Origin of the sequence: Clostridium chromiireducens, assembly GCF_003575225.1 — a bacterium.
Classification (GTDB): domain Bacteria; phylum Bacillota; class Clostridia; order Clostridiales; family Clostridiaceae; genus Clostridium; species Clostridium chromiireducens.
Map to the genome: position 1 here is coordinate 217,528 of NZ_QXDJ01000003.1, position 24,908 is coordinate 242,435.

22 protein-coding genes, 1 pseudogene and 1 other annotated feature are annotated in these 24,908 nt (G+C 30.2%); of the genes and pseudogenes, 5 read left to right on the forward strand and 18 right to left on the reverse strand.

Features of this window, described 5'->3' with window-relative positions; genetic code table 11:
* Nucleotides 1-5 precede the first annotated feature (5 nt).
* The 4 genes and pseudogenes from D2A34_RS12230 to rfbA form a co-directional block, all read right to left on the reverse strand.
* Nucleotides 6-1,145: an aminotransferase class V-fold PLP-dependent enzyme gene (locus D2A34_RS12230; RefSeq protein WP_119366796.1), complete on the reverse strand. Its 1,140-nt coding sequence runs from the start codon at nt 1,143-1,145 to the stop codon at nt 6-8.
* 395 nt (nt 1,146-1,540) lie between these two features.
* On the reverse strand, nt 1,541-2,314 hold the full coding sequence (locus tag D2A34_RS12235; protein WP_079442033.1) for a hypothetical protein: 774 nt from the start codon (nt 2,312-2,314) through the stop codon (nt 1,541-1,543).
* 202 nt (nt 2,315-2,516) lie between these two features.
* Nucleotides 2,517-2,657: pseudogene (locus D2A34_RS12240) on the reverse strand (dTDP-4-dehydrorhamnose 3,5-epimerase family protein); the annotation flags it as partial.
* 19 nt (nt 2,658-2,676) lie between these two features.
* Nucleotides 2,677-3,588 (reverse strand): glucose-1-phosphate thymidylyltransferase RfbA, encoded by a 912-nt coding sequence (rfbA, locus tag D2A34_RS12245; RefSeq protein WP_119366798.1) that lies wholly within the window; start codon nt 3,586-3,588, stop codon nt 2,677-2,679.
* A 308-nt stretch (nt 3,589-3,896) separates the two neighbouring features.
* Here rfbA and D2A34_RS12250 point away from each other — a divergent pair, with 308 nt between their 5' ends.
* Complete coding sequence (locus tag D2A34_RS12250) at nt 3,897-5,342, forward strand: collagen-like protein (protein ID WP_243128329.1); 1,446 nt, start codon at nt 3,897-3,899, stop codon at nt 5,340-5,342.
* Between the two features lie 280 nt (nt 5,343-5,622).
* On the opposite strand, the gene D2A34_RS12255 is transcribed toward D2A34_RS12250, so the two are convergent.
* The 3 genes from D2A34_RS12255 to D2A34_RS12265 all read right to left on the reverse strand — a co-directional run bounded on the left by D2A34_RS12255 (nt 5,623) and on the right by D2A34_RS12265 (nt 8,928).
* Nucleotides 5,623-7,155, reverse strand: a complete 1,533-nt coding sequence (locus tag D2A34_RS12255) for a glycosyltransferase (RefSeq protein WP_119366800.1) — start codon at nt 7,153-7,155, stop codon at nt 5,623-5,625.
* 622 nt (nt 7,156-7,777) lie between these two features.
* Entirely contained in the window at nt 7,778-8,218 is a 441-nt protein-coding gene (locus tag D2A34_RS12260) for a hypothetical protein (RefSeq protein ID WP_119366801.1), read from the reverse strand.
* A gap of 188 nt (nt 8,219-8,406) precedes the next feature.
* A complete protein-coding gene (locus D2A34_RS12265) occupies nt 8,407-8,928 on the reverse strand; it encodes a hypothetical protein (RefSeq protein ID WP_119366802.1) in 522 nt (173 codons plus the stop codon).
* A 215-nt stretch (nt 8,929-9,143) separates the two neighbouring features.
* Between D2A34_RS12265 and D2A34_RS12270 the strand changes: the two genes are divergently transcribed.
* Complete coding sequence (locus D2A34_RS12270) at nt 9,144-9,473, forward strand: hypothetical protein (protein ID WP_119366803.1); 330 nt, start codon at nt 9,144-9,146, stop codon at nt 9,471-9,473.
* A 55-nt stretch (nt 9,474-9,528) separates the two neighbouring features.
* Here D2A34_RS12270 and panD read toward each other — a convergent pair whose 3' ends face one another.
* Entirely contained in the window at nt 9,529-9,903 is a 375-nt protein-coding gene (gene panD / locus D2A34_RS12275; RefSeq protein ID WP_119366804.1) for an aspartate 1-decarboxylase, read from the reverse strand.
* 129 nt (nt 9,904-10,032) lie between these two features.
* On the opposite strand from panD, the gene D2A34_RS27425 reads away from it, so the two are divergent.
* Nucleotides 10,033-10,164, forward strand: a complete 132-nt coding sequence (locus D2A34_RS27425; RefSeq protein ID WP_278045993.1) for a hypothetical protein — start codon at nt 10,033-10,035, stop codon at nt 10,162-10,164.
* 74 nt (nt 10,165-10,238) lie between these two features.
* On the opposite strand, the gene panC is transcribed toward D2A34_RS27425, so the two are convergent.
* From panC to D2A34_RS12315, 8 genes are all read right to left on the reverse strand, one after another.
* Entirely contained in the window at nt 10,239-11,081 is an 843-nt protein-coding gene (panC, locus tag D2A34_RS12280) for a pantoate--beta-alanine ligase (RefSeq protein WP_119366805.1), read from the reverse strand.
* Nucleotides 11,082-11,169: 88 nt separating this feature from the next.
* Entirely contained in the window at nt 11,170-11,997 is an 828-nt protein-coding gene (gene panB, locus D2A34_RS12285) for a 3-methyl-2-oxobutanoate hydroxymethyltransferase (protein WP_079442029.1), read from the reverse strand.
* Nucleotides 11,997-12,983, reverse strand: a complete 987-nt coding sequence (locus D2A34_RS12290; protein WP_119366806.1) for a Rossmann-like and DUF2520 domain-containing protein — start codon at nt 12,981-12,983, stop codon at nt 11,997-11,999. Before D2A34_RS12290 ends, panB begins: the two co-directional genes overlap by 1 nt.
* 300 nt (nt 12,984-13,283) lie before the next feature.
* Nucleotides 13,284-13,991 (reverse strand): MgtC/SapB family protein, encoded by a 708-nt coding sequence (locus D2A34_RS12295; protein ID WP_119367268.1) that lies wholly within the window; start codon nt 13,989-13,991, stop codon nt 13,284-13,286.
* A gap of 53 nt (nt 13,992-14,044) precedes the next feature.
* A complete protein-coding gene (locus tag D2A34_RS12300) occupies nt 14,045-17,299 on the reverse strand; it encodes a DEAD/DEAH box helicase (RefSeq protein ID WP_119366807.1) in 3,255 nt (1,084 codons plus the stop codon).
* Entirely contained in the window at nt 17,296-17,499 is a 204-nt protein-coding gene (locus tag D2A34_RS12305; RefSeq protein WP_079442330.1) for a hypothetical protein, read from the reverse strand. Before D2A34_RS12305 ends, D2A34_RS12300 begins: the two co-directional genes overlap by 4 nt.
* A gap of 88 nt (nt 17,500-17,587) precedes the next feature.
* Nucleotides 17,588-19,528, reverse strand: a complete 1,941-nt coding sequence (locus D2A34_RS12310) for an ABC-F family ATP-binding cassette domain-containing protein (protein ID WP_119366808.1) — start codon at nt 19,526-19,528, stop codon at nt 17,588-17,590.
* A 190-nt stretch (nt 19,529-19,718) separates the two neighbouring features.
* Nucleotides 19,719-20,681 (reverse strand): transglutaminase domain-containing protein, encoded by a 963-nt coding sequence (locus D2A34_RS12315; protein ID WP_119366809.1) that lies wholly within the window; start codon nt 20,679-20,681, stop codon nt 19,719-19,721.
* Nucleotides 20,682-20,889: 208 nt separating this feature from the next.
* Nucleotides 20,890-21,143: a binding site (T-box leader), on the forward strand.
* 104 nt (nt 21,144-21,247) lie between these two features.
* On the opposite strand from D2A34_RS12315, the gene ilvB reads away from it, so the two are divergent.
* Both ilvB and ilvN read left to right on the forward strand, forming a co-directional pair.
* Complete coding sequence (gene ilvB / locus D2A34_RS12320) at nt 21,248-22,927, forward strand: biosynthetic-type acetolactate synthase large subunit (RefSeq protein ID WP_119366810.1); 1,680 nt, start codon at nt 21,248-21,250, stop codon at nt 22,925-22,927.
* The gene (gene ilvN, locus D2A34_RS12325; protein WP_079442326.1) at nt 22,920-23,225 is read left to right on the forward strand and encodes an acetolactate synthase small subunit; all 306 of its coding nucleotides are present in this window, start codon (nt 22,920-22,922) and stop codon (nt 23,223-23,225) included. The genes ilvB and ilvN overlap by 8 nt, the downstream gene beginning before the upstream one ends.
* Nucleotides 23,226-23,394: 169 nt before the next feature.
* Here ilvN and D2A34_RS12330 read toward each other — a convergent pair whose 3' ends face one another.
* Together D2A34_RS12330 and D2A34_RS12335 are read right to left on the reverse strand one after the other, a co-directional pair.
* The gene (locus D2A34_RS12330) at nt 23,395-23,799 is read right to left on the reverse strand and encodes a hypothetical protein (RefSeq protein WP_119366811.1); all 405 of its coding nucleotides are present in this window, start codon (nt 23,797-23,799) and stop codon (nt 23,395-23,397) included.
* Nucleotides 23,800-24,139: 340 nt separating this feature from the next.
* Nucleotides 24,140-24,748 (reverse strand): thioester domain-containing protein, encoded by a 609-nt coding sequence (locus tag D2A34_RS12335; RefSeq protein ID WP_119366812.1) that lies wholly within the window; start codon nt 24,746-24,748, stop codon nt 24,140-24,142.
* Nucleotides 24,749-24,908 lie beyond the last annotated feature (160 nt).

A 24,908-nucleotide genomic window follows, 5' to 3' on the forward strand; every position in this document is an offset into this window, starting at 1 on the left:
TGAGGCTATCCTGATTTATAAATTCTCATTATTGCCACTAATAGTTTTTCTATATCATCAAATGTATTAAAATATCCAGGACTGACTCTTACTGTGCCGGCATATTCTGTACCAATAAGTTCATGTATTAATGGTGCGCAATGGTAACCTGTTCTTACAGCAATCTCCTCTTCATTCAATTGTTCACCAACAATAGAAGCATCAAATCCGTCTATATTGAATGAAATTACTGATCCTTTTCTCTTTTCAGAGTCACTTCCATAGATCTTTATATAAGAAAGTTTTTTCAGTTCTTCCAATAAGTATGATATTAATTCCTTTTCACATTTTTGTATGTTATCTATTCCAATTCTATTAATGAATTTAATACCTTCTCCAAGACCAGCAATACCAGGTGTATTTAACGTTCCACTTTCAAACTGATCCGGCATGAAATCTGGTTGAATCATGAAATGAGAATTGCTTCCGGTTCCACCTTCTTTAAAATTTTTTAATTTAATGCCTTCTCTTATAAATAGGCCGCCTGTTCCCTGAGGTCCAAACAATCCCTTATGTCCTGAAAACGCCAATAAATCAATATTATTTTCCTCAACATCAATTGGAATGGCTCCAACGCTTTGAGATGCATCCAACATAAATATAATTCCTTTTGACTTTAAAAGGTTTCCTATGTTTTTGATATCTTGAATACTCCCAAGTACATTGGATACATGATTAATAATGACCATTTTTGTATTTTTATTTATCACCTCTTTAATATCTCTAATATTAACATAACCCGCTTTATCAGCACTTACTAATGTTACTTCAACCCCATTTTTACTTAGAGAGTGTAATGGCCTTAATACAGAATTATGTTCGATCACTGTACTTATGACATGATCTCCTTCTTTTAAAACTCCTTTAATTCCTATATTTAAAGCTTCTGTTGCATTGCTGGTGAAAATCAAATTAAATGGACTAGGAATATTAAATAACTTACATATTTCTTCTCTTGTTTCCATAATTTTTGAAGCCGCTTTTATAGCCATGTCATATGAACTTCTTCCAGGATTTGCAGCATAGCTTTTCATACATTGTAGTACTTCATTATATACTTCTGATGGTTTTGGAAAGGACGTAGCCGCATTATCTAAATAAATCATATAAAGCTCCTTATTAAATATAAGTGTTATACCAGTTTAATTGTTCTAATAAGCTCTAATAAGATTTAATACAATAAATTGTAATGAAATTAAACTCAATAGTAAAAAGGATGATTGAAATTTTAGAGTTTACTTTATATTAAGTAATCATTTGTATAATGTAATAATGCATAGTTCTATACAAAATAGAAGAAACATCTAAAAGTAAAATTTCTAATCTCGAAATAATAACAATCATCCTTGTAGACAAAGCTCTTACAAATGATTCTGAAGAATCACAGTTTAATTTTCTTTAAAAGAACTTAAAAGGTCTATTTTCTAATATTTGTTATAGAACAAGGTTTAATAGAGCTAAAAGAAACTTTTAGAAGATCATCAATTAAGAGAAATATTTGCTAATTTTCATATTCAGCATTATCATCACAATCTGGGAACAATGGTTCTAAGTTTTGATCAGGATAAAACTTAGGAATTGGAGCTCGTACAAATTTTTCACATGGGTCTTCCTCTGGTTCTTCTTTACATGGTTCTTTTGGTACTGGACAATAATCATAAGCAGGAATAAGAAGTTGTACAATAAGTTCACATTTTACAACAATGTAGTAACCTAAAGTTATATCTAAGACACTGTTACAATCTTCATCTTCAACTATTTCACCATTTAAAGCTTGCGCAACCATTTCGAGTTTTATAATATTAGAATCTAAATCTTGTGCATCTTTAACTGGTACATAACTTGCAGAAATTTGTGCTAGTGAATCAGGACAATAGAACTTACCAATTACATCCGTTCTATTAATTTCATAGAATTCACTTTTGTTTACACCATTACAGTCAATATAATCCGCATAAAAAGAAATAATGTAAGATATAACTATTTTCTTAAAACCAGGTTTTCCTTTAAGTGGAATCTTATCTACTGAGATTAATTTTACATTGAAGTCTCTACTTCCAATATATCTCTTTGGATCTATTAGTGGATCGCTTCTTAATTCGCAATCCGTAGTATTTGTATCAGGACCTTCACAGTATACAAGACATCTTTTTATTAAGCATTGATCAAAGATTTTAGGTATTTCAACGCAAACTAACTCAGAAGGGTCTGGTAAACGTCCTTGTTTATTTACGATACCAGGACGTGGTGAGAATTTTTTGAAGTTAATGGACATAAATTTTCCTCCTCTTGAAAGATTATGATAAATGTAAATTTATTTAGTATTTATAGTACATCATATGTGTGAACATAAAAGTGGTGACATTTAAAAAAAAATTTTTCATTTAGTTAGTAACATTAATGATATGAAAATAATTGTTTAATATGGCTTCATTAGATATTACTAAAAAACCATGGGTAAAACCTTCTGGAACTTAGAACTGTTTTTTGTTTTCTTTAATTAAAATAATTCCTTCCCACTTAATATAAGTTTTGGGGCCATTTCTTAAATCAACAGCCACGTTAAAAACTTCACCTTTTGTTACTCTTATAAGCTTCCCTTGATTATGATCTTTTTGAAGCCGAAGTTTCCCATATTTATACCTTTAATTTCTCTATACTCTTATTATATTCATGAACTTCGCTTTCCTCTACTATATCCATCAAATATTTTCCATATCCAGTCTTCATTAATGATTCAGCAAGTTCTATAACTTTTTCTGATGTTATCCACCCTTTTCTATAAGCAATTTCTTCAAGACATGCTATATATATTCCTTGGGTATTCTGAATTGCATCAACAAAATTAGATGCTTGAAGCATTGATGAGTGTGTTCCTGTATCCAACCAAGCCATTCCTCTACCTAGTACATCAACCTTTAATGTTCCTTCATTCATATATACTTTATTTAAATCTGTTATCTCTAGCTCTCCTCTTGCTGAAGGTTTTAGCTCTTTAGCCTTTTTAACTACAGTATTATCATAAAAATAGAGTCCTGGTACAGCATATTTAGATTTTGGATTTTCTGGTTTTTCTTCTAATGAAATAACATTACCATTATTATCGAATTCAACTACTCCAAAGGCTTTTGGATTTTTAACATAATAACCAAATATACATGCTCCACACTCTAAATTAGCCGCTTTCATTAAATGTTCTGAAAAGCTTTGTCCATAGAAAATATTATCTCCAAGTATCATTGCTACATTATCATTACCAATAAATTTTTCTCCAATAATAAATGCTTCTGCAAGTCCATTAGGAGCTTCTTGAATGGCATAATTAATATTTAATCCAAGTTGTTTTCCATCATTAAATAATTCTTTAAAATTAATTATATCTCTTGGGGTTGATATAATTAATATATCTTTAATTCCAGAAAGCATTAATACTGACATTGGATAATAAATCATTGGTTTATCATATACTGGAACCATTTGTTTAGATATTGCTTTTGTTACTGGATAGAGGCGAGTTCCAGAACCACCTGCTAGAATAATTCCTCTCATTTTAATCCCCCACAATATTCTAGTTAATCTTCTAACCTAAGAATAAATTCGTTTATTAATTATGTTATGAGGAAGTATGGAATATAGTTACTTTTTAGAAGTATAAAATTTATGCTACTGTAAACATTAATATCATTAAAGTTTTTTTAAGTCACAAAATAAAGTTTGGCATGAAATAAAAATAGTTGTAACTATAATATGCAATCTTCTGCAGTATCCCTATTGGTAACAAAATATAATATGAATCATACTATGTAATAGCATGGCATACAATGCTATGTTTGTTTATAAAGGGGGTTAAAAAAATTGTGGGATACGATGATTTTTTTGATGAGACTATAGATAGCAAAAGAAAATATTCTTCTACTGATAAAAAAAATGAAGATAGATATGACTTAGAATGCTTAATGGGATTACTAGATTTTGATAACTGTAAGAGAGGACCTCAAGGGCCTCAAGGACCACAAGGTGCACAAGGAGCTCAGGGTGCTCAAGGTGCTCAAGGGCCTCAAGGAGCTCAAGGCGCTCAGGGCGCTCAAGGTGCTCAAGGCGCTCAAGGTGCTCAAGGGCCACAAGGAGTTCAAGGACCTCAAGGTGCACAAGGCGCTCAAGGTGCTCAAGGCGCTCAAGGTGCTCAAGGGCCACAAGGAGTTCAAGGACCTCAAGGTGCACAAGGTGCTCAAGGACCTCAAGGCGCACAAGGTGCTCAAGGAGCACAAGGTGCTCAGGGTGCACAAGGTGCTCAAGGCGCTCAAGGGCCACAAGGTGTTCAAGGACCTCAAGGCGCTCAAGGTGCTCAAGGTACACAAGGAGCTCAGGGTGCTCAAGGCGCTCAGGGTGCTCAAGGACCTCAAGGCGCTCAAGGTGCTCAAGGCGCACAAGGAGCTCAGGGTGCTCAAGGACCTCAAGGGCCTCAAGGTGTTCAAGGGCCACAAGGAGTTCAAGGGCCTCAAGGACCTCAAGGTGTTCAAGGACCTCAAGGAGCTCAAGGACCTCAAGGTGCTCAGGGTGCTCAAGGTGCTCAAGGACCTCAAGGCGCTCAAGGTGCTCAAGGCGCACAAGGAGCTCAGGGTGCTCAAGGTGCTCAGGGTGCTCAAGGACCTCAAGGGCCTCAAGGTGTTCAAGGACCTCAAGGACCTCAAGGTGTTCAAGGACCACAAGGTGTTCAAGGTACACAAGGTGCTCAAGGACCTCAAGGAGTTCAAGGACCTCAAGGAGCTCAAGGAGCACAAGGTGCTCAAGGCGCTCAGGGTGCACAAGGAGCTCAAGGTGCACAAGGAGCTCAAGGCGCTCAAGGAGCTCAAGGCGCTCAGGGTGCTCAAGGACCTCAAGGGCCTCAAGGTGCTCAAGGATCGAGCATAGTTAACATTTATCTTAGTTCACAAGAAGCAATTCCTAACAATTATTTCTTTGGAATAGGTATAAACTCGATTGATTTCCAAACCAGTACTGTAATTGTACCTCAAAACGCTACCATTACAGGACTAATTTTTAGTATTAGAGATGAGCCTTTGGATTCAACTCAGGCTATAAGTGCAGAGATATATAGAAGCACAAATTGTGGTGTCAATTCCACAGCTACAGGAATCGTAGCAACAGTAACAGGTCCAAATCCTACAAATTGTTGTGCATCTGCACCTGCGAGTTTGTCTGTAAATCAATGTGATTTATTAAGTGTTAGAATTTCTAGAGTTTGTAACAATGCTGCTTTAACTAACGGAGTTACAGCTATTATTATATTAACTTTACCCTAAATATCAAGGTCCTAATTAATTAAAAATAGAGTGTTGATAAAATCGACACTCTATTCTTAATTAGCTAATTTAGGAACAAGAAAAACAATGTACCAAGTAGCTCTACTAACTTTGCATCAAACTGATTAAGTAAATTCAGATAATAAGTAATAGGCTTACTTACCATAAGCTGAATTTATTTCTTTGTTTTGTGCGAAATACTTAGAGTATATTTGGTCCATTATTTTTTTACAGTCTTATATTTAAATAGAGTAAAAATAAGATGTTGAAGATAATTTAATCATTCTGGCATTACAACTAATTTCTTCTTACACGAAGAGCAAAATTTTGCGTACTTAATACATGTTTCCAGAGAATCCTTTTGATCCATAGGCCACCAGCGAATTGCTCCCCTAGGTGCCTTAGACGCAAAAATCTCAATTTCATCGGGAATACGCCCGACAACCAATACCTCAATATCTTTAAAGTTAGTTTCCAATCCTTTTTTTAGTGTATCTATCAATTTTATATTTGCATTTACAGGCGATGAGTATGGAATTGGAAAGATTATTGAAAGTTTATCAGAATCTTCATCAATTATATTCGCTGATTTTAAAGCTAAATCTCCTTCTTCCCTCTCCCATACACGATTATATGATATAAACTCCTGTAATCCAAGCTCTTCAACTCTTTCGTGAATTCTTTTACTATAATATTTATACAATTCTCCTATTAAAATTTGAATCTGTTTGTTTCTAGTAAAAGTTGAATTATCTCCATGTTCATTTCTATATTGTATATATAGCAAATCAGGAATACATATATACTTTGTGCAAAGAAATGTTCGGACTAGTATATCGTAGTCATCAGCAACTAATAGTTCTTCTCTATGGCCTCCAAGCATATGGTAGCACTCTTTCGTCCATGCCCGAGGATGATTTGGCAATCCAGCTAAATGAAGTATAGTTGTTCCATTTATTACTGTATTTCTTAATACATTTTGCCATCTGTGCATTTCATGAACCCAGACTCGATAATATACACCATATCCATATCCACAATCCCATCCATACCAATTGGAATTATTGCTTCCGACATATGGTTCTGTGCAGTCTCCATATACAAACCCACAATCAGGATGACGTTTAAATGCAGTTACAATTTTTTCTACGCAATCATGTGTTAATTCATCGTCATGATCTACTTCTAACAAAATTTCACCAGTGCATATACCAGCAGCATAGCGTTTTGTAGCACCGATATAGCCATTGCGGTGATCTTGCCTATATCTTCTTACACGAGGATCGTCCAGAATTAGTAAGTCCTGATTGTAAGTGGTATCATTATCACCAGAATCGTCTACAATTACCCATTCCCAATTTGAATAGGTTTGATTCAGGAGTGAGTTATATACACGCTTAATCTTATCCTTAGATTTATATGCGGCTGTAAAAATTGACACTAATGGAACGTCAGAATAAAACTTAGTAATTGGTATTTTTTTATTTTCTGGAAGGATATCTGTACATTGTAGCCAGCAATAGAACAAATAAGATGGTTGAATATCCTTTATTGAATCATAATGCAGCCAGCGTTTTCTTTCATGATATGGTAATGAATACAGTGTTGTAAACTGTTCTGCACCGCCTCCTATTGAAACATATACACGTGGATTTTTAGGGTTTATTTTTAAAGGCGTATTTTCTATCTTGTATAATTCCACTTTAATTCCACTTTCAATAATTTCTTTCAACACCTTTTCAAGTTCATCTAATGAAATTTTTCTATTAACAAACATATGGACTGTTAATAATGGAACATCATTTAAGTGCATTTTTATCCTCCTTGTATTTATTAAGACATCTATTTATAAATGATTTGTTTTCAGATGCTATAAAATTACCACTTGTTTTTATCAATTAAAAGGACTCTGTTATATTATTTTTCTTCAGAATTCAATTAATTATATAACATTATTTTTTTATAAATAAGTTACAGCATCGTTGTACTTCATATTGATATTGATCACAAAAATAGTCCATGTATAGTTTATTAGGATAATTTTTTATAATTATCTTTCATAAAGTACACAGACTATTCAATGGCGTTATCATAGTAATAATCATATAATATTCTTAATATAAAAAAAGTAATATAATTATATTAGATATTTCTAAAGCTTACAGATAAACAAATTATAAACTTTACTTAGCCATTTAAATATATTACAACTAGAAATGAGTAATATATTGGAAACTGGAACAAAAGTATATTATTCATTTCGATGAGTTATATGGATAAGTCTAAGTTATAGTTGTGTTGTCTATATAGATTTCCAAATTAAAAACTAGACTTATACATTTAATAATTTTCCGAGTTCATAAGGTTTCTTATAATGTATATGTCAAACTCTTGAATTGGATATCTATATATACTTAATTGTATTTGTACATTTACTATTTGTAGCAGATTGATCCTAGTGTAAACACTACAACAAATTCAATTTTATCTCCACATTTATTTATAGCTTTAAAATGTAAGATATCAGATGGATAACCACAATTAAGCAATTTTTTTAAATTGTGCTTTGGCATGAATATTATACCTGAACTAACTACTTTATAATACCCTAGACGTCCACAAATAAAAACTTCATCACATATACATTTTTTATTACAGCCAGTATATATTATTTCAAGTGTATCACAGTTTGACGAACATATGGCACTAGCTGTGAAATATTGTAATTTATTTGGATAAACATAAATTATTTTATTTTCATTTCCAATGCTAGCTTCTAGATTACAATTTATTATCATTACTGGAGTTTCACACTTAATATCACATGAGTTATCAGTTTCTTTTTCCTCAATAATCTCTTTTTCTTCAATACCCATAATTTTCCTCCTAGAATTCAGAGTACACCTGTTTATTTATATAAATTGTTTTTCCTAATTTTATCACTTTATTTATAACTGTTATATTTTATTATATAAACAATTTTTTATATTGTTACACTTAATCAATCCACTTTGTTATAAACTACTTATTAGATTTTAATAACTTCATTTAATATTAAATCTTTTTAACAATAACATCTGCATAAATTACAAGAGAATATTGCAACAAAATCATAAGTCTCGTGACTACATTCATCTGTGGCTGTGAAATGTAAGATATCTTTTTTCTTGGGATCTAATTTGGAATAGGTTTCAGTTATAATCCCAGCTTGCACTATTTTATATACAGCAAGATTTCCACGAATTCCATTATTTGAAGAGCATCCATTATATCTGATAGTTACATCTCCACAACATTTTGATACATCAACTGTAAAAAATTGAGATTTACCTGGAATTAAATAAAGCATCTTATTTTTTGTATCGAAATCTACTTTTAGATTGCAACTAGCGTAAATTTTAGGTTCGTTTTCTTGGCTGCAATTGTCGTTTTTTTTATTTTCCTCTTCATCCCAATGTTCTACAGTTTCTTCTTCATTCAAAAAATAGTCACATTCTATATTACAAAAATCATCAGTTACAAAATTCTGTTCATTACATATTTTTTTAGATTCATTTTTATTATATTTCTCTTTTTCATTATCCATACTACTTCCTCCAATTAATCATATTAATGATTTGGTTTATATTCTCTTATATAATAATGTATTAATTATTATTAAAAATGGTACAAAAGGTAATATAAAAGCATAATATGTATTAAAATAAAATTTTTTATTATACTGTAAACTAAATTAATTTTAAATTTATAGAATTAATATTTAGTATCAATTTATTTTCTTTAGTGAAAGGAAGTGTAATTTTGAAGAATAAAGAAACTAACAAAGAAAATTATGAATTTACTGTACATCCTTGTAACTTCAAAGTTCATATTAAAGAAATAAAGCCTTATTATGTATATTCACGAAATTATATTTTTTTAGACCTACAAGTATTAGATTGTTGTAGTGCTAAAAGTCGTTTAAGGATAAAATCATGTCCTCATAATGGCAAGCTATATTATGTTGAACCCTCTATTCTTGTATATAAGCCAACAAATGGATTTTGTGGTTATGATTTAATTCAAGTACTGATTGAAGATGAGTTTGATGGAAGACATATAGAAAATATCATAATTCGTGTAATAAGTTAAAGAGTGAGATTTTAAATTAATCTCACTCTTTAACTACAAAGATATAAATAAAATTTTATTCATTTGATTCATAATTAGTTATTTCTTTTATTGTATTATCGTCATTCATAAATACTACTGCTGGTTTGAACTTTTTAGCTTCTGCTTCTTCCATTTGAGCATAAGCAATTATTATAACTTTATCTCCAGTTTGTACTAATCTTGCTGCTGCTCCATTTACGCAAATAACTCCTGAATCTCTTTTACCTGGAATTACATATGTTTCAAATCTTTCACCATTATTTACATCAACAATTTGAACTTTTTCGTTTTCTAATATATTTGAAGCCTCCATTAATGTCTTATCTATAGTAATGCTTCCTACATAATTTAATTCAGCCTGTGTCACCGTAGCTCTATGTATCTTTCCTTTTAACATTGTAAGTATCATTAAAAATTCCTCCTAATTTAAGTATATATAATAATAAAGTTGATATATTTCGCTTCCTCTACTCATGATAAACTAATTATATTTATATTCTAAAGTTCACATCATACAAGAAAGAGAGGGTACTCTTTTGTGCAGTGTTGCATCGAGAACATCACTGTAGATATTTCTTCAGTAGAAGTTGTTCCAATTTTGCTTGTAACAAGCTTGTCTTGGGATCATGCAGAATTGGGTACAACTTCTGCTGTTAGAAATTCACAGTGATATTCTCTAGCGACCGAAACAACAGAGTACCCTCTCTTTCGGTTGTATATTACTTACATAAGTATGTTGTTTATCTATATTTCAAATGTAAAATTATCTATTAATCTTGTTTTGCCTATAAAAACGGCAATTGGAATTAAGATATTTCTTTCAATAATATCTACACTCTCTAAAGAGTCACTATCAATAATTTCTACATAATCTATTTTAGCTAAAGGTTCTTTATTAAGTTCATTTAATATAAACTCTTTTATTTTTCTAGCATCTCTTTCACCGTTTTTTAATGTATCCTTAGCTATTTCTAAACTTCTACTTAATACTAATGCTGCTTTTCTTTCTTCTGCGGAAAGATAGGTATTTCTTGAACTCTTGGCCAATCCATCTTCTTCACGAATTATCGGGCAAGCTACTATTTCAACATCAATATTTAAATCTCTAACCATCCTTTTTATAACGGCTACTTGTTGAGCATCTTTTTCTCCAAAATAAGCTTTATCTGGAGTAACTATATTTAAAAGTTTTGAAACAACCAAACATACTCCATCGAAATGTCCAGGTCTCTTAGCACCGCAAAGTACATCTGTAAGCTTTGATACACTAACACTAGTTGATTTATCACCATAATACATTTCACTAGGTTCTGGATTAAACACTACATTTGCGCCTGCACTTAAACAAATTTCTAAATCCTTATTTATATCTCTTGGATAGCTGTCAAAATCTTCATTTGGTCCAAATTGAGTTGGATTAACGAATACACTTACTACAACTTTGTCATTTTCTTCGACTGCTCTTTTGATTAAGCTTTGATGTCCTTCGTGTAAAGCTCCCATGGTTGGCACAAACCCAACAGAAAGTCCTTCCCTTTTCCAAGACTTGATTGTACTTCTAAGTTCTTTAATCTCTTTAATTAACATCTCTGCTCTCCTTTTTTACTACTAAAATTTTGTCTTGATTTCGGTAAGTTACCGCATAATTCTAAGTTATAGTCATTTATCTATAAATTTAGTACAATTTTTTAAGTTCATTTTCATCTATTTTGAAAGTATGCTTTTCCTCAGGAAAAGTTCCTTCTTGAACTTCTTGTACATAAGAGCCAATTGCTTCTCTCATTACTGTGCCAACATTAGCATATTGCTTTACAAACTTCGGCACAAAATCATTAAACATACCTAACATATCTTGATAAACTAAAATTTGGCCATCACAATGTTTTCCAGCACCAATTCCTATGGTTGGAACGGAAACTGACTTGGTAATAAGTTCCGCTACTTTTTCTGGAATTCCTTCAAGGACTATAGAAAATACTCCAGCCTTTTCTAATAAAACGGCATCTTCTATTAATTGCTTAGCTGCTGATTCATCTTTACCTTGTACCTTGAAGCCTCCAAAGGCATTAACAGATTGAGGTGTTAATCCTAAATGGCCCATTACAGGAATTTGAGCGTCTACTATAGCTTTAATTTGAGGTGCTACATTTGCTCCCCCTTCAAGCTTAACAGCGTTTGCTCCCCCCTCTTTTATTAATCTACCTGCATTTAGTACAGCTTGTTCTATAGATACATGATAAGATAAGAAAGGCATATCACTAACTATTAAAGCACTTTTAGCTCCTCTTTTTACAGCCTTTGTATGATAAATTACTTCTTCCATTGTTACGGATAAAGTATCTTCTTCTCCCTTAATAACCATTCCAAGAGAATCCCCAATTAAAATCCCATTAACAGAACTTTCATCAATAATTTTTGCCATTGAATAATCATATGCTGTAAGCATGCTTAACTTCTTGCCTTGTTCCTTAGCTTGTTTAAATGTTAATACTGTATTTTTCACTAATCCAATCCTCCCAAAAGCTTATAAATTTTTTCATGTTTTTTTGAATTAATAAATAAATCTTCAATTAATTTTTCTTTCTCGCAATTTGAATTCGTATAATTTTCTTGAGTTTTTTCCGTACCATCTATATTTCCATGACTTCTTAAAGAAACAAGTTCTAATAAATTTAAAGATAGTATTTTATACAAATCTTTATCTCTCTCTTCTAAAACTGAAATATGTTTTTCTACGGTAGAAATATCCCCTCTTAATACAGGTCCTGTTAAAGAATTCACAAAGCCTTTTTCATAAATACTATCAACATTTCCTTTGATAAGAGGCTTCAGCGCATTTAAAGCATCCTCCTCATTTAAACCAAGCTTTCGTAAATAACCTACACCTATCTCCAATAAAGAGAGTGTTAAGTTTGAAACAAATACATTAGCTAAGTGATAAGTAGAAGAGTCCTCTTCTTTTCTAATAAAATGCTTATTTCCTAATATTTTAATAAGTGAAATGATATCTGAGTCATCAAAAATATCTCCTTCAATGGAAAGATAAATTTTTTCTAGCTCATCTAGATTAGTTGCTTTACTTGAAAACGCAAATATTGGATGTATAGAATAGATCAGTGCACCAGAATGTTTCGCATTACATAATACATTTGATTTAAGTGAGCCACTCGTGTGGCAAAAAGATTTGTTCTGTAGATCAAATTTTGACAATTCATTATCTATAATTGAAATTATATCATCAGGAGTTGTAATAAATATTATATTACTTTCGTTAATTATATCTTGAATGTTATCATAAAATTCAGATTTAGTTATATCAGCTGCTTGATTGGTATTTTCAATATTTCTCCCATAAAAGCCACTTAATTTTATCCCTTTGTGAGTAAAGTAGCGTCCTAAACTTACGCCTACCTTCCCAGGACCAATAAATCCAACTTTAATAGTATCACCTCCATGTAATGTGATACAACATCCTAATTTCAATCTCATTCACAATAGATATGAGTTGTATTATAAATATTAATGCTAAAAATTATGGTGTAATTCTCTTTCGATACTACCCACACATATTCTATCACTATGTTTGAATTTTAACAATAAAAACATAAAAATTTTAATATGTATTTTAAATTAAATCTGTAAATAATGATCATTAATTAAATGTTAAATGTTTTATACGAAAAATAATGATAATTTGCAATTTATTTAAAATGTAGTCAAATTATCTTTTATATAACCACAAAAATGAAGCGGAAGAATCCTTAGTCTTCCGCTTTATTGAAATAAAAATCATACTGCTTCTTCGGCTGAACATACACCCTCAATGTTAAGAAGTTTAAGCATATATTCTCCATGATCACATTTCTCTGCTAATGTTAGAGTCATAGTTAATCCAATTGTGTGCTCATCAAGATTATTTGTCTTTTTAACTTCGACATTAGAAATTCTAGTTCCCCATGATTTAACAACATTAATAAAGTTTGTAACTCCAGAGATATCTTTTAGTTCGACATGAACATCCATTACCCTTGAGTGCGTTCTAGAGTATACATCTAGTCTATGGAGTCCAGTAACTACACCAAATAAGAATATGCATGATATAATAGCGCCTTCATAAAACCCTATTCCTATTGCAAGTCCCATGCAAGCACAAGCCCATAATCCTGCTGCAGTCGTAAGACCTTTTACTTGGTTTCTTCCGACTACAATAATAGTTCCTGCCCCTAGAAAACCTATTCCGCTAATTACTTGAGCTCCCATTCTGCTAACATCATCGCCTAAATGTAGTATATCTCTCATATATTGCCCTGTTATCATGATTAATGTTGCACCTATGCATACTAAAATATGTGTTCTAAAACCTGCTGGTCTTTTTTTTCTTCCCCTCTCTAATCCTATAATTCCTGCACAAACTGTAGCTAAAGTTAGTCTGAGAATTATAGATGCAGTGTTAATTTGCCTTAGATAGAGGGTTAATTCATTTATAATATTCATCATATTTTCCATATAATCACCTAAATATTTATTTCAGTGTTCAATAAACAAGTACTTTAGTTAAACAAATCTAAAATTTCATTTTCGTTTAAAGTATTAATAAATGAACCAACTGATAGATCATCTCCCAATACTTTACTTATTAACTCTCTCTTTGAATCTTGAAGCTCTATAATCTTTTCTTCTATTGTTCCACTTGATATCAATTTTATTACTTCTACTATATTTTCTTGACCAATCCTATGTGCTCTGTCTGTGGCTTGATCTTCTACGGCAGGATTCCACCAAGGATCAAAATGGATTACTATATCAGCACTTGTTAAATTCAATCCTGTTCCACCAGCTTTTAAGGATATTAAAAAAATTGAATTAGGCCCCATATTAAATTCATCAACCATCTTCATTCTATTAGCAGAAGAAACTGTACCATCTAAATAAGAGTATAAAAATTGTTTTTCTTTAAGTATCTTTCCTATATTCTTTAGTACAGATGTGAATTGTGAGAATACTAATATTTTATGCCCTTCTTCAATGCTTTGCTCCAATATTTCAATCAAAGCATCTATCTTTCCACTTGTGCCAAGATAATTCTCCATTGTAACTGAGGGATCTAAACATATCTGACGAAGCTTAGTTATATAAGCTAAAATTTCAATTTTACTTTTAGTGAATTCAGAATCTTCAACTTTTTTCTGAATTAAATCCTTAACATAGTCAGCATAAGTCTCATAAACAACTTTCTGTTCATCACTTAACGGTACAAATAGATGTTTCTCTATTTTGTCAGGCAATTCTTTAATGACACTTTTCTTGTATCTACGTAAAATAAAAGGTTTTACAAGCCGATTTAATTCTTCTAAGATTTCAGGGCCTTCCTCAAGCCTTCTATAATATCTGGTTACAAATTTTTTCTCATTATATAAGTATCCAGGCATCACAAAATCAAATATTGACCAAAGCTCCATTAAAGAATTTTCTATAGGTGTACCAGTTAAAGCAAATCTATTTCTTGCTTTTATTTCTTTAACTGATTTTGCACTTAAAGAAGACTGATTTTTAATATTTTGAGCTTCATCTAAAATACAGTAATCAAATTCCATATCATATAATTCTAAATCACGTCTTAAAAGATTATATGTAGTTATAATTACATCGTATTCCTTATAATTTTTAATTAATTCTATTCTTTCTTCCTTGTTCCCATTAGAAATGGCAATTTTCATAGATGGAGCAAACTTTTTAAATTCGTTTTTCCAATTATATATTAACGAAGTAGGTGCAATTATTAGAGTTTTTGAATTTGGTTTAGACAATAATAATGTTATTGTTTGGAGAGTTTTACCAAGTCCCATTTCATCACCAAGTATACCACCAAAACCTAGAAAATCTAATGTTCTAAACCAATTATACCCATCCTTTTGATATTCTCTAAGCTTAGCTTGAAGTCCATGCGGCAATTGAAAAGACTTATCTTTAATACTCTTTAGTCTATTTTTAACTTCCGTAATTTCTTCACAACTTTGAATATACCTCAGACCCTTTTCTTCTAAATAATCCTCAAGGTACGCTCCCTTATTGACTGGAACTTGTATTAGATTTTTACTTAGCTCCTCTTCAATGAGTAAATTATCCATTAATATTAATGCTTCCTTTAATGAAGCTTCCTCTAAGTCTAAAAACTCACCATTTCCCAGTTTATAATACTTTAAGTTATCTCGAAAACTCCTAAGTATTTTAGCAGTCTCTTCCTCTGAAATATCTCCAATCTGGAACTCAAATTCAAAATAATTATACTTCCCTTTTCTTACTTCTCCTTTAAAGTCAGATTTTTTAATATCTTTTATACCCTTAAACCTTTCAGAATAAAAAACCTCCCCGTATTTTTGAAGTTTTTCTATCTCATATTTAAAAAATTTAAATGCATCTTCATCATCTCTTAAAAAATACATCCTGCCGTTTATTTCTTCAAAACCTAGACTTTTAAGGACTCCAAATACCTCATATTCTTTGTTACTATCTCTGTAAATAACTTTGTCTTTATATTCATCAAAATAGTTAAATTCATGGCCTTCATATGACACCTTAAATAATAGAGATATATCCTTGTCTTTATCAAAATAGAAACTAAAATTTACAGGTCCAATAACAACCTTATCTCTTATTTCCTTTGATAATATTAAATCATTTGAAACTTTCTGAACAGATGGAATTAATTGCGTTAATATCTTGTTTTCATCACTTTTTGCAAAACTAACTTTAGTTGTAGCACTGAAAATTTTTAAATATGGTGATAGTCGTTCACATTGTTCTACTGACGGAATATAAATTGCTGTACCGTATAAATAAACATCTTCATTTTGAGTTAAAGGTTCTGGCATTCCACTTTTCGCCTCTAAAATAATATCGTCCTTTTTACTACTTAATGAAAAAGGAATAGGAATATCATCCTCAATTACTTCAGATTCTAAAATCCTGTAAAAGAAACCATCCCCTAAAAATATTCTATTTTTCTTTATAATATTTAAAAACTCCTTAAACATGAAATCTGGGATTGTAATAGTTTTACCATCAATCAATTTGTCTTGAAATCGCCTAAAGTTCCTATCATTTTCAGCCAAACTTTTAATAGTATACATGAACCTTATTAATCTCTTATCTTCGAAAGAAAAAAAATGATTTTTTAGATCAACTATAAAGTCTTTCCCGTATTTTATAGGAATCTTATTGTATATAGATATTAAAAATTGATTTATATCTTTAATTATATACATTTTGTTACTTCTATTTCTTAGACCTATTTTAAATTCCACTTGAAGTTTGGATGACCAATTATTTTTATTTATAGTAATTTCGAATTTAAGTTTTTCCTTACCGCTATCCCCTATAAGTAAAGTTAATAAATCATCATTTGAGTTTTCTTTAATTTTCTTCTTTTTATTTTTAACATCAACATTATTAGAGATTGTATTTCTTAATTTTTCATCTTCATCGATTCTCTTTAAGAATGTATAAAAAGTGGCAATTAAATGCTTACAACAATAATTATCCTTTAGAAACTCATTTTTCTCAAAATCTAAACAACTACAATGAGTACCGATAATTTCTTTTGTTACATTATCTATTTCAAGCTTACATGAGTACTCACTTAGAAGGCTTTCTGACACTACAGACGAGTTTATTTTAATGTAATCTTTGTCTACAGTACAGTTTAACTCTCTAAGCAAGTCATTTTTTAATATGCGTTGACCTTTCATTAAAGATGAATTTGTTATATTCTTATTAAACCCTTCAAGTAATATCTGTTTAATCACTTTATATCTCCTTCATTTTCAATTGCCTTCATCTTTTTTATCAAATCAACACTTATGTATTGCGATTTAGAAATTCCTTTTCTAAAGTATCTTATTTGTTTATATTTCTTACCTTGAAGCTCAATATCTAAAGTATCTATGCGCTCTCCTTTAAATATAGTTGGCTCATCTTTTCCCTTTAAATAAATATGTAGTTCCATGATATATTGAACAAGTTTATCTTTAATTAACATATTTAATAATGATAAACTTATTATCCTCCTTGAATCAGATTATTTGTATATTAACCTAGTTACTACCTTTATACTCTTCGATAGCTTCTGCAATTTCATTTAGATATTCCCATCTTTCATATTTGGTATCTAATTCATTTTGTACTTGCTCTTTTTCTTTCATAAGCTCATTAAGTTTGCCGTAATTTGAAGAATTTTTACTCATATCTTCTTCAATATTTTTAAGTTTTTCTTCTAATTTAGCTATATTTTCATCTATTGTTTCATATTCCTTTTGTTCCTTGAATGTAAACTTAGGCTTATTCTCTTTAGTCTTCTCCTTTAGAAATTTACTCTTATCTTCCTTTGATTCATTTGTATTTTTCTCATTATTTGACTGTGAGCTGGCTTTTTCTAGTTCTTTAGAAATCAAGAAGTCACTGTAGTTTCCATTGTATTCTTTAATTAGCCCATTACCTTCATATGAAAATATTTTACTGCAAATTCTATCTAAGAAGTATCTATCATGGGATACAACAATTACTACTCCCAAGAATTTATCTAAAAAGTCTTCTAATATTTTCAATGTTTCAATATCTAAATCATTTGTAGGCTCATCTAAAATTAGAAAATTAGGTGATTCCATAAGAACTCTAAGCAAATGAAGTCTTCTTCTTTCTCCACCAGACAATTTTTCTATAGGAGTATACTGCATAATACTATCAAATAAAAATCTTTCGCACATTGTTGATGCTGTTATCTTTGTTCCATCCTCTACAGGAATGTACTCTCCGCCTTCTTTTACATAATCTATAACTCTTAATTTAGGGTCCATATTACTATTATCTTGAGAAAAACACCCTACTTTAACTGTGTCTCCAATTTCTATTTTTCCACTATCTAATGGAACTATCCCTCTAAGTAAATTTACTAAAGTTGTCTTACCAGCACCATTTTCACCGATTATACCAACTCTGTCACTTCTTAAAAATATGTAACTAAAATCTTTAATTAAAGTTCTATCCCCAAAAGATTTACAAACATCGTATAGTTCAACTACTTTTTTACCTAGTCTAGAACCTACAAATGAAATATCAACATCTTCTTGTCTTCTTATAATTTCAGTATTTACAAGATCATCAAATCTTTGAAGTCTAGCTTTTTGTTTAGTACTTCTTGCTTTTGCACCTCTTCTAACCCACTTTAATTCGTTTCTTATTAAGGCATTTTTCTTTTCTTCCTGAACTTGTTCAGTTTCCAGTCTTTCTATTTTTTTTTCTAGAAAAGCTGTATAATTACCTGGATATGAATATAAGTTACCTCTATCTAATTCAATAATTCTATTTGTAACTCTATCTAAAAAATACCTATCATGAGTGATCATTAATAGAGCACCTTTTCTCATATTTAAAAATTCTTCTAACCACTCGATAGAATCCGAATCTAGATGATTCGTAGGCTCATCTAGTATAAGTAAGTCACATGGAGTTATAAGAGCGCAGGCAAGTGCTATTCTCTTTTTTTGTCCCCCCGATAAATTACCTACTTTGTCACTATAGTTTTTGATTCCAAGTTTAGTTAATATAGTTTTAGCGTCACTTTCAATATCCCATAAATTTAAAGAATCAATTTGACTTTGAACTTTTATCAATTCATTATTTAATGATTCAAATTTATCAACTTCACAATTATTAATCTTTTCTAATAATTCTTCATATTTTTTTAGGAGATTCATTTCCTTAGTATCACCTTTAAATACTTGTTCTAAAACAGTTGCATCTATATCAAAAATTGGATTTTGATCTAAATACTCAATTCTAACATTTTTACCTTTAGTAATATTTCCCTCAAAAAATTCTTCTCTTCCAGAAATTATTTTTAAAAATGTTGATTTTCCGGCACCATTTAGTCCTATCAAACCAACTTTATCTCCTTCATTAATCCCTAAAGATATAGCATTTAATAATATTTTATCACTATAGCTCTTACTTATTCTTTCCAATGTAATAATATTCATTAACCTTAAATCTCCTTTATGTAAATATATACTCTCCTATTTTATCATAGTAAGCTCATAAACCCAAATGATTGATAATATAAAAAAAATCACTAACATTTCCAAGCTACTTCTACAGTTTCTTGAAAATATTAGTGAGATAAATTTTATTCAATCAATTATTAAGTTCTAGAAATTACAATGAAATTTACTACTTAGCACTTGGATATTTTGATGTATCCCAAGAGTGGTCTTTACTAATTTGATTATCTGTTAGATTAAAATAGTCATATCTTAAAATATCTCTAGATGATATTGGGTCGTCCCATGTAAGATCCACATGATGCCATTGGCCATTTATATAAACCATATTCCATGCATGACTCTGTCCATCTGCAGCACCTTCTATAAGAATTGATTTAATTCCAGCAGCTGTAAACATTTTTTGAGCAAGTAAAGTATATCCTTCGCAAACACCACTATGCTTAATCAAAGTATTGTATGGATCATAGATTGTATAAGATTGATCATATCGTGTATTCTTAATTATCCAATCATGGATTGCTCTTTCTTTTTCAAATAGATCCATACTATTTGGAGCAATATCTGCCACTATTTTTTTAACTCTAGAATCTAAATCTGATGCCATCGCTGCTGACATCTTATATGTGCAATTAATTTTAACATTTACATCTGATGAACCCCATCTTGATGTCATCTGAATATAATAATCAGATACGTTGTATGCTTCAAGTGGATTTGTATACTTAAGCTTGTCTATCTCAGATTGAATAGCATTTCCCACATTATTTATATCTCCATAATATTTTATAGAAAAAGAAGCATTCTCTAATCTAATGTTACTTAATATTGCCTGTCCTAATGAATCCAAATCTGATGCATAGCTGCTTTGTACAGAATTAGTCCATGCACCACTAGAATTTAAATAGTACCCATCTATGGTAGTATCGTGTGCCATATAACCATTAGAATAAAAATAATACCAGTTTTTATCTATTAATTTCCAACCCGTATAATAAGAACTACCTGACTTATACCACCAGCCATGATTGTCTTTTTTCCATTCAGCATTAGCTCCAACTGGATTTAATGCCATTACTGAAGTTACTACTAATGAAACTATTGTAAGCTTTACTAATCTAGATTTCTTCATCTTGTGTACCTCCTTAACCATTATAATATAATTGTATACTAATTTACCGCTTTGTGAAATAATACAATTATTAAAAATACATGAAATTTTTGCTTGAAATTATTTATAATGCGAATTTTATTTGAATATTCAGATTTTTTATTATATTTTGAAATATTCATTGACAAGTTTGATAATTTTTTACTATAATTATATAAAGCATAATAAGATAAAAACTGTGAAGAGGAAGAGTACATATATTATTGAAACGCAGAGAGAGAATGGTTGCTGTAAATTCTCATGAAGTATATATAGAATGTAGCCTTGGAGTTTTTAATCGAAATCTTTGGAGAGTAGAATTAAACGGACAGTCTACCGTTAAAGAGACAATAATATCGGATTTTTCCTGTATTATATTAATGAGTGTGTATTTAATAATACAAATTTAGGTGGTATCGCGGTGAGTATCTCTTCGTCCTATATAATTAGGACGAAGAGTTTTTTTATTACATAAACTAATATGAAATAAATTTATATATATTTCATATTAATTCATATAACTTAATTTTACGTAAGGAGTGATATTCTTGAAATATAGTGGTTCTGAAATTGTTATTAAATTATTAGAAAATGAAGGTGTAGAATATATATCAGGTATTCCTGGCGGGTTTAATCTCCCACTTTATGATGCATTATATAAAAGTAATATTAAACATATATTAGCCCGTCATGAACAAGGGTGTGGTTTCATAGCACAAGGAATCTCAAGAAGTACTAATAAAGTAGGTGTATGTTTTGCAACATCAGGCCCTGGAGCAACAAACCTTTTAACTGCTATTGCAGATGCTAAGCTAGACTCTATTCCTCTTGTTGCGATAACTGGTCAAGTTCCTCTATCTGCAATAGGTACTGATGCTTTCCAAGAGGTAGATGCATATGGTCTTACAATTCCTATAACAAAGCATAATTTTTTAATTAGAAATATCCATGAACTTTTTACGGTAATTCCTGAAGCTTTTAAAATAGCATTAGAAGGCAGGCCAGGTCCTGTACTTGTTGATATACCAAAAAACATTCAAACAGAGATTATTGAATTAGAAGAGTTTCCTAATAAAAATGTTAAAAATAATTCATTTCAAAGAGAAAGTTTAAAAGGATCTACCCTTTTATGTATTGCAGAATTGATAAATAATTCTAAGAAACCTATTATCTATGCCGGTGGAGGTATCATTAATTCTAATGCATCTTCAAACTTGTATGATCTTGCAAAGAAAAATAATATACCTGTTGCTTTAAGTCTTATGGGATTGGGAGCATTTCCGTGTGATGATGATTTATGTCTAGGAATGCTTGGAATGCATGGAGCTCCTTTTACTAATTACCTACTTAACGAAGCTGATTTAATATTAGCACTAGGAGTAAGATTCGATGATAGAGCTACAGGAAACGTAGAAAAGTTTTGTCCTAATGCATCAATAATTCATATTGATATAGATCCTTCAGAAATAAATAAAGTTAAAACTAGTAGTTTATCAATGGTTGCAAATGTTAATGACTTTTTAGAAGATATTCTACCACATATAGAAGATAAGCCAAGGGATACCTGGAATCAAAGAGTTAAATGTTATAAGGAAAAATATCCATTACCTACTTATAATAATGAATTACATCCTTCAAACATTATTCCGTATGTTGGAAATAAAGTGCCAGAAGATGCTATAATTACATCTGATGTTGGTCAGCATCAAATGTGGGTAGCACAAAGATACCCATTTAAAAAAGCCAAGTCATACTTATCATCAAGCGGCTTAGGAACTATGGGATTTGGGCTTCCTGTAGCCATAGGTGCAGCCTTATCAAATAAAGATAAGACAATAATTTGTTTTAGCGGTGATGGTTCAATTTTAATGAATATTCAAGAACTAGCAACACTTGCTGACTATAATCTTAATGTTAAGATTATCATACTAAACAATCATCATTTGGGTTTAGTTCGTCAACAGCAACAACTATTTTATAGTGAGCATTATATAGCGTCACATTTTATATCAAATCCAAACTTCAAAATTATTGCTGAAGGCTTTGGCATACAATCATGTGATTTAGGCTGTGAGGAGAATCCTCTTGAAAAATTAGAGGAATTATTATCAATAAATGGCCCTTGTTTAATTAATGTACCAATCGAAGAAACTGAGAATGTACTTCCTATGGTACCACCTGGAAAAGCAAATATTGAAATGATTGGTGGTGAATATTTATATGATTAATACAAATTTTTATCTTATTGAACTATTAGTTAGAAATCATTCCGGAGTGATGAGCCATATTACAGGATTATTTGCTAGACGAGCGTTCAATCTTGAAGGAATATTATGTGCTCAAACTGGTGATGGTTCAACTAGTAAGATGTTTTTATTGGTTAAAAACGATTCTGTTTTAGATCAAATTATTAAACAATTAGAAAAACTATATGATGTGCTCGAAGTATCCTTACATCAGGATTATGATCAATCTGTTTTTGAGAGCCTTGACAAAGTTTTAAAAATTAAACACGAAAGATTATAAATACTGTTTAAAAAAATAATCATTAATTTAGTCTAAATAATTATTGTTTAAACTATTAATTTTTTTATGTGATTGGTGGCAGCTACAGCTGCTACCCTTTTATCAGGTTTGTTAAATAAAAAAATACAGCCAAATTGTTGACTGTATAAAGAAAAAAGAAAAACCTGTGTTACTTAACCTCAAAGTTTTTAGTAGCTCTTGTTATATATCCATTATTATCTATTTCAGCATATGTTAATACATTTATACATGCAACTGATACTATTCCTTTTGTCTTATCTTTTTCGTTTATTAAAGTATAATAGTCATAGCCCGAATTTTTAATTTTGTCTTTATAGAAATTACTTAAGGATTCCTCGGTTATTTTATCAGGATTATATTTTACTATACCCCTTTTGCCAATTTCTTCTCCTAAATTATTTAATACTTTATCTTCCTTTATCTCCTGCATATTTATTCCTGAATACTTAATGTTATCACTAAAACTTGTCCTAATTTTGTCTGCAAAATTACTATAACCAATTAACGAAAACAATATAATTCCAAATATTAATCCAAAAAACGTTTTTTTCATTTATTTTTCCTCCTAAACCTTATAACATAATTGTATATTGTTTCATACTTTTGTCAAATATACATAACAATTAAACTTATTCACATGAATCATATAATAAATGAATGTAAAATTTAATAGTATATATAAGATTTACAAAATAATATAATAACAATTTTAGAAAAAAGAGCAGTACTAACTTCCTAATACTGCTCTTTTTAAGTAAATAATTTGAAAAGTGTTATTTTTAGATATATTTTAACATAATACTACATTATGCACCACACTTTTTTGTTTTATTAATCTGAATACTTACATATCGTATGTTATTTAGTTTTGATAAATACACCTTAATATTTTTTTATCCTTCTTGTGGCGGATATTCAGATTCCATTGACTCAACTTGTTCTTCAATAGTGAGATCGTCATAAGATATAACTACTACATCTTGTACTGACTCATCACTTGTTTTATAAATTCTACTTTGAAAGATACTATTGTATTTTGCAGCAACCCCACCAGCGTATATTTTTTTTATGGCCTCTATAATTTTAGTATTTTGACTTTTAATTGCATTAACATCATAACCCTGAATTAAACTCCATATTGCAATTTGAGTAGCAAAATATGCTTGATTATCATTATCTACATTTAACTCACTCGCAGACTTGTTAGGGTATCCTGCTGCAAGAATGTTATTAAGTTTCTCATTAATATCTGTACTCATCGTATAACTATGACCTGATGGATAATGTCTATTTATCTCTAAGCAATATGTTACATTTTTACTTCCTTCAATTCTTAATCTATGTACCGAAATATTATTACCATTATACTGAACTGTATTTATTGCCTCCTTTTCTGTAATTATTTTTATCTTTTCTGGCATAGTGGCCCCAATAATATTACTTAATAAAACCATACAAATCATAAATATAGTTGATACTCTTATAAACTTACTTAATTTCATTATAATCACTCCTAACATATTTATATGTATTAAGTTTTTTCTTTTTTTAGCTTATATATACATAATAATCTAAAATTTATATTATAGTTCAATATCAGAAAATAGAAAAACTTCAGTAATAGCTACTTTAACTATTACTGAAGTTTTTCAAAGCATTTTA

Excerpts from the sequence above, each read along its gene's own strand:
- D2A34_RS12230 (WP_119366796.1), bottom strand. The coding sequence starts at position 1,145 with ATGATTTATTTAGATAATGCGGCTACGTCCTTTCCAAAACCATCAGAA.
- D2A34_RS12235 (WP_079442033.1), bottom strand. The coding sequence starts at position 2,314 with ATGTCCATTAACTTCAAAAAATTCTCACCACGTCCTGGTATCGTAAAT.
- rfbA (WP_119366798.1), bottom strand. The coding sequence starts at position 3,588 with ATGAGAGGAATTATTCTAGCAGGTGGTTCTGGAACTCGCCTCTATCCA.
- D2A34_RS12255 (WP_119366800.1), bottom strand. The coding sequence starts at position 7,155 with ATGCACTTAAATGATGTTCCATTATTAACAGTCCATATGTTTGTTAAT.
- D2A34_RS12260 (WP_119366801.1), bottom strand. The coding sequence starts at position 8,218 with ATGGGTATTGAAGAAAAAGAGATTATTGAGGAAAAAGAAACTGATAAC.
- D2A34_RS12265 (WP_119366802.1), bottom strand. The coding sequence starts at position 8,928 with ATGGATAATGAAAAAGAGAAATATAATAAAAATGAATCTAAAAAAATA.
- panD (WP_119366804.1), bottom strand. The coding sequence starts at position 9,903 with ATGATACTTACAATGTTAAAAGGAAAGATACATAGAGCTACGGTGACA.
- panC (WP_119366805.1), bottom strand. The coding sequence starts at position 11,081 with ATGTTAATTAAAGAGATTAAAGAACTTAGAAGTACAATCAAGTCTTGG.
- D2A34_RS12290 (WP_119366806.1), bottom strand. The coding sequence starts at position 12,983 with ATGAGATTGAAATTAGGATGTTGTATCACATTACATGGAGGTGATACT.
- D2A34_RS12295 (WP_119367268.1), bottom strand. The coding sequence starts at position 13,991 with ATGATGAATATTATAAATGAATTAACCCTCTATCTAAGGCAAATTAAC.
- D2A34_RS12305 (WP_079442330.1), bottom strand. The coding sequence starts at position 17,499 with ATGGAACTACATATTTATTTAAAGGGAAAAGATGAGCCAACTATATTT.
- D2A34_RS12310 (WP_119366808.1), bottom strand. The coding sequence starts at position 19,528 with ATGAATATTATTACATTGGAAAGAATAAGTAAGAGCTATAGTGATAAA.
- D2A34_RS12315 (WP_119366809.1), bottom strand. The coding sequence starts at position 20,681 with ATGAAGAAATCTAGATTAGTAAAGCTTACAATAGTTTCATTAGTAGTA.
- ilvN (WP_079442326.1), top strand. The coding sequence starts at position 22,920 with ATGATTAATACAAATTTTTATCTTATTGAACTATTAGTTAGAAATCAT.
- D2A34_RS12330 (WP_119366811.1), bottom strand. The coding sequence starts at position 23,799 with ATGAAAAAAACGTTTTTTGGATTAATATTTGGAATTATATTGTTTTCG.
- D2A34_RS12335 (WP_119366812.1), bottom strand. The coding sequence starts at position 24,748 with ATGAAATTAAGTAAGTTTATAAGAGTATCAACTATATTTATGATTTGT.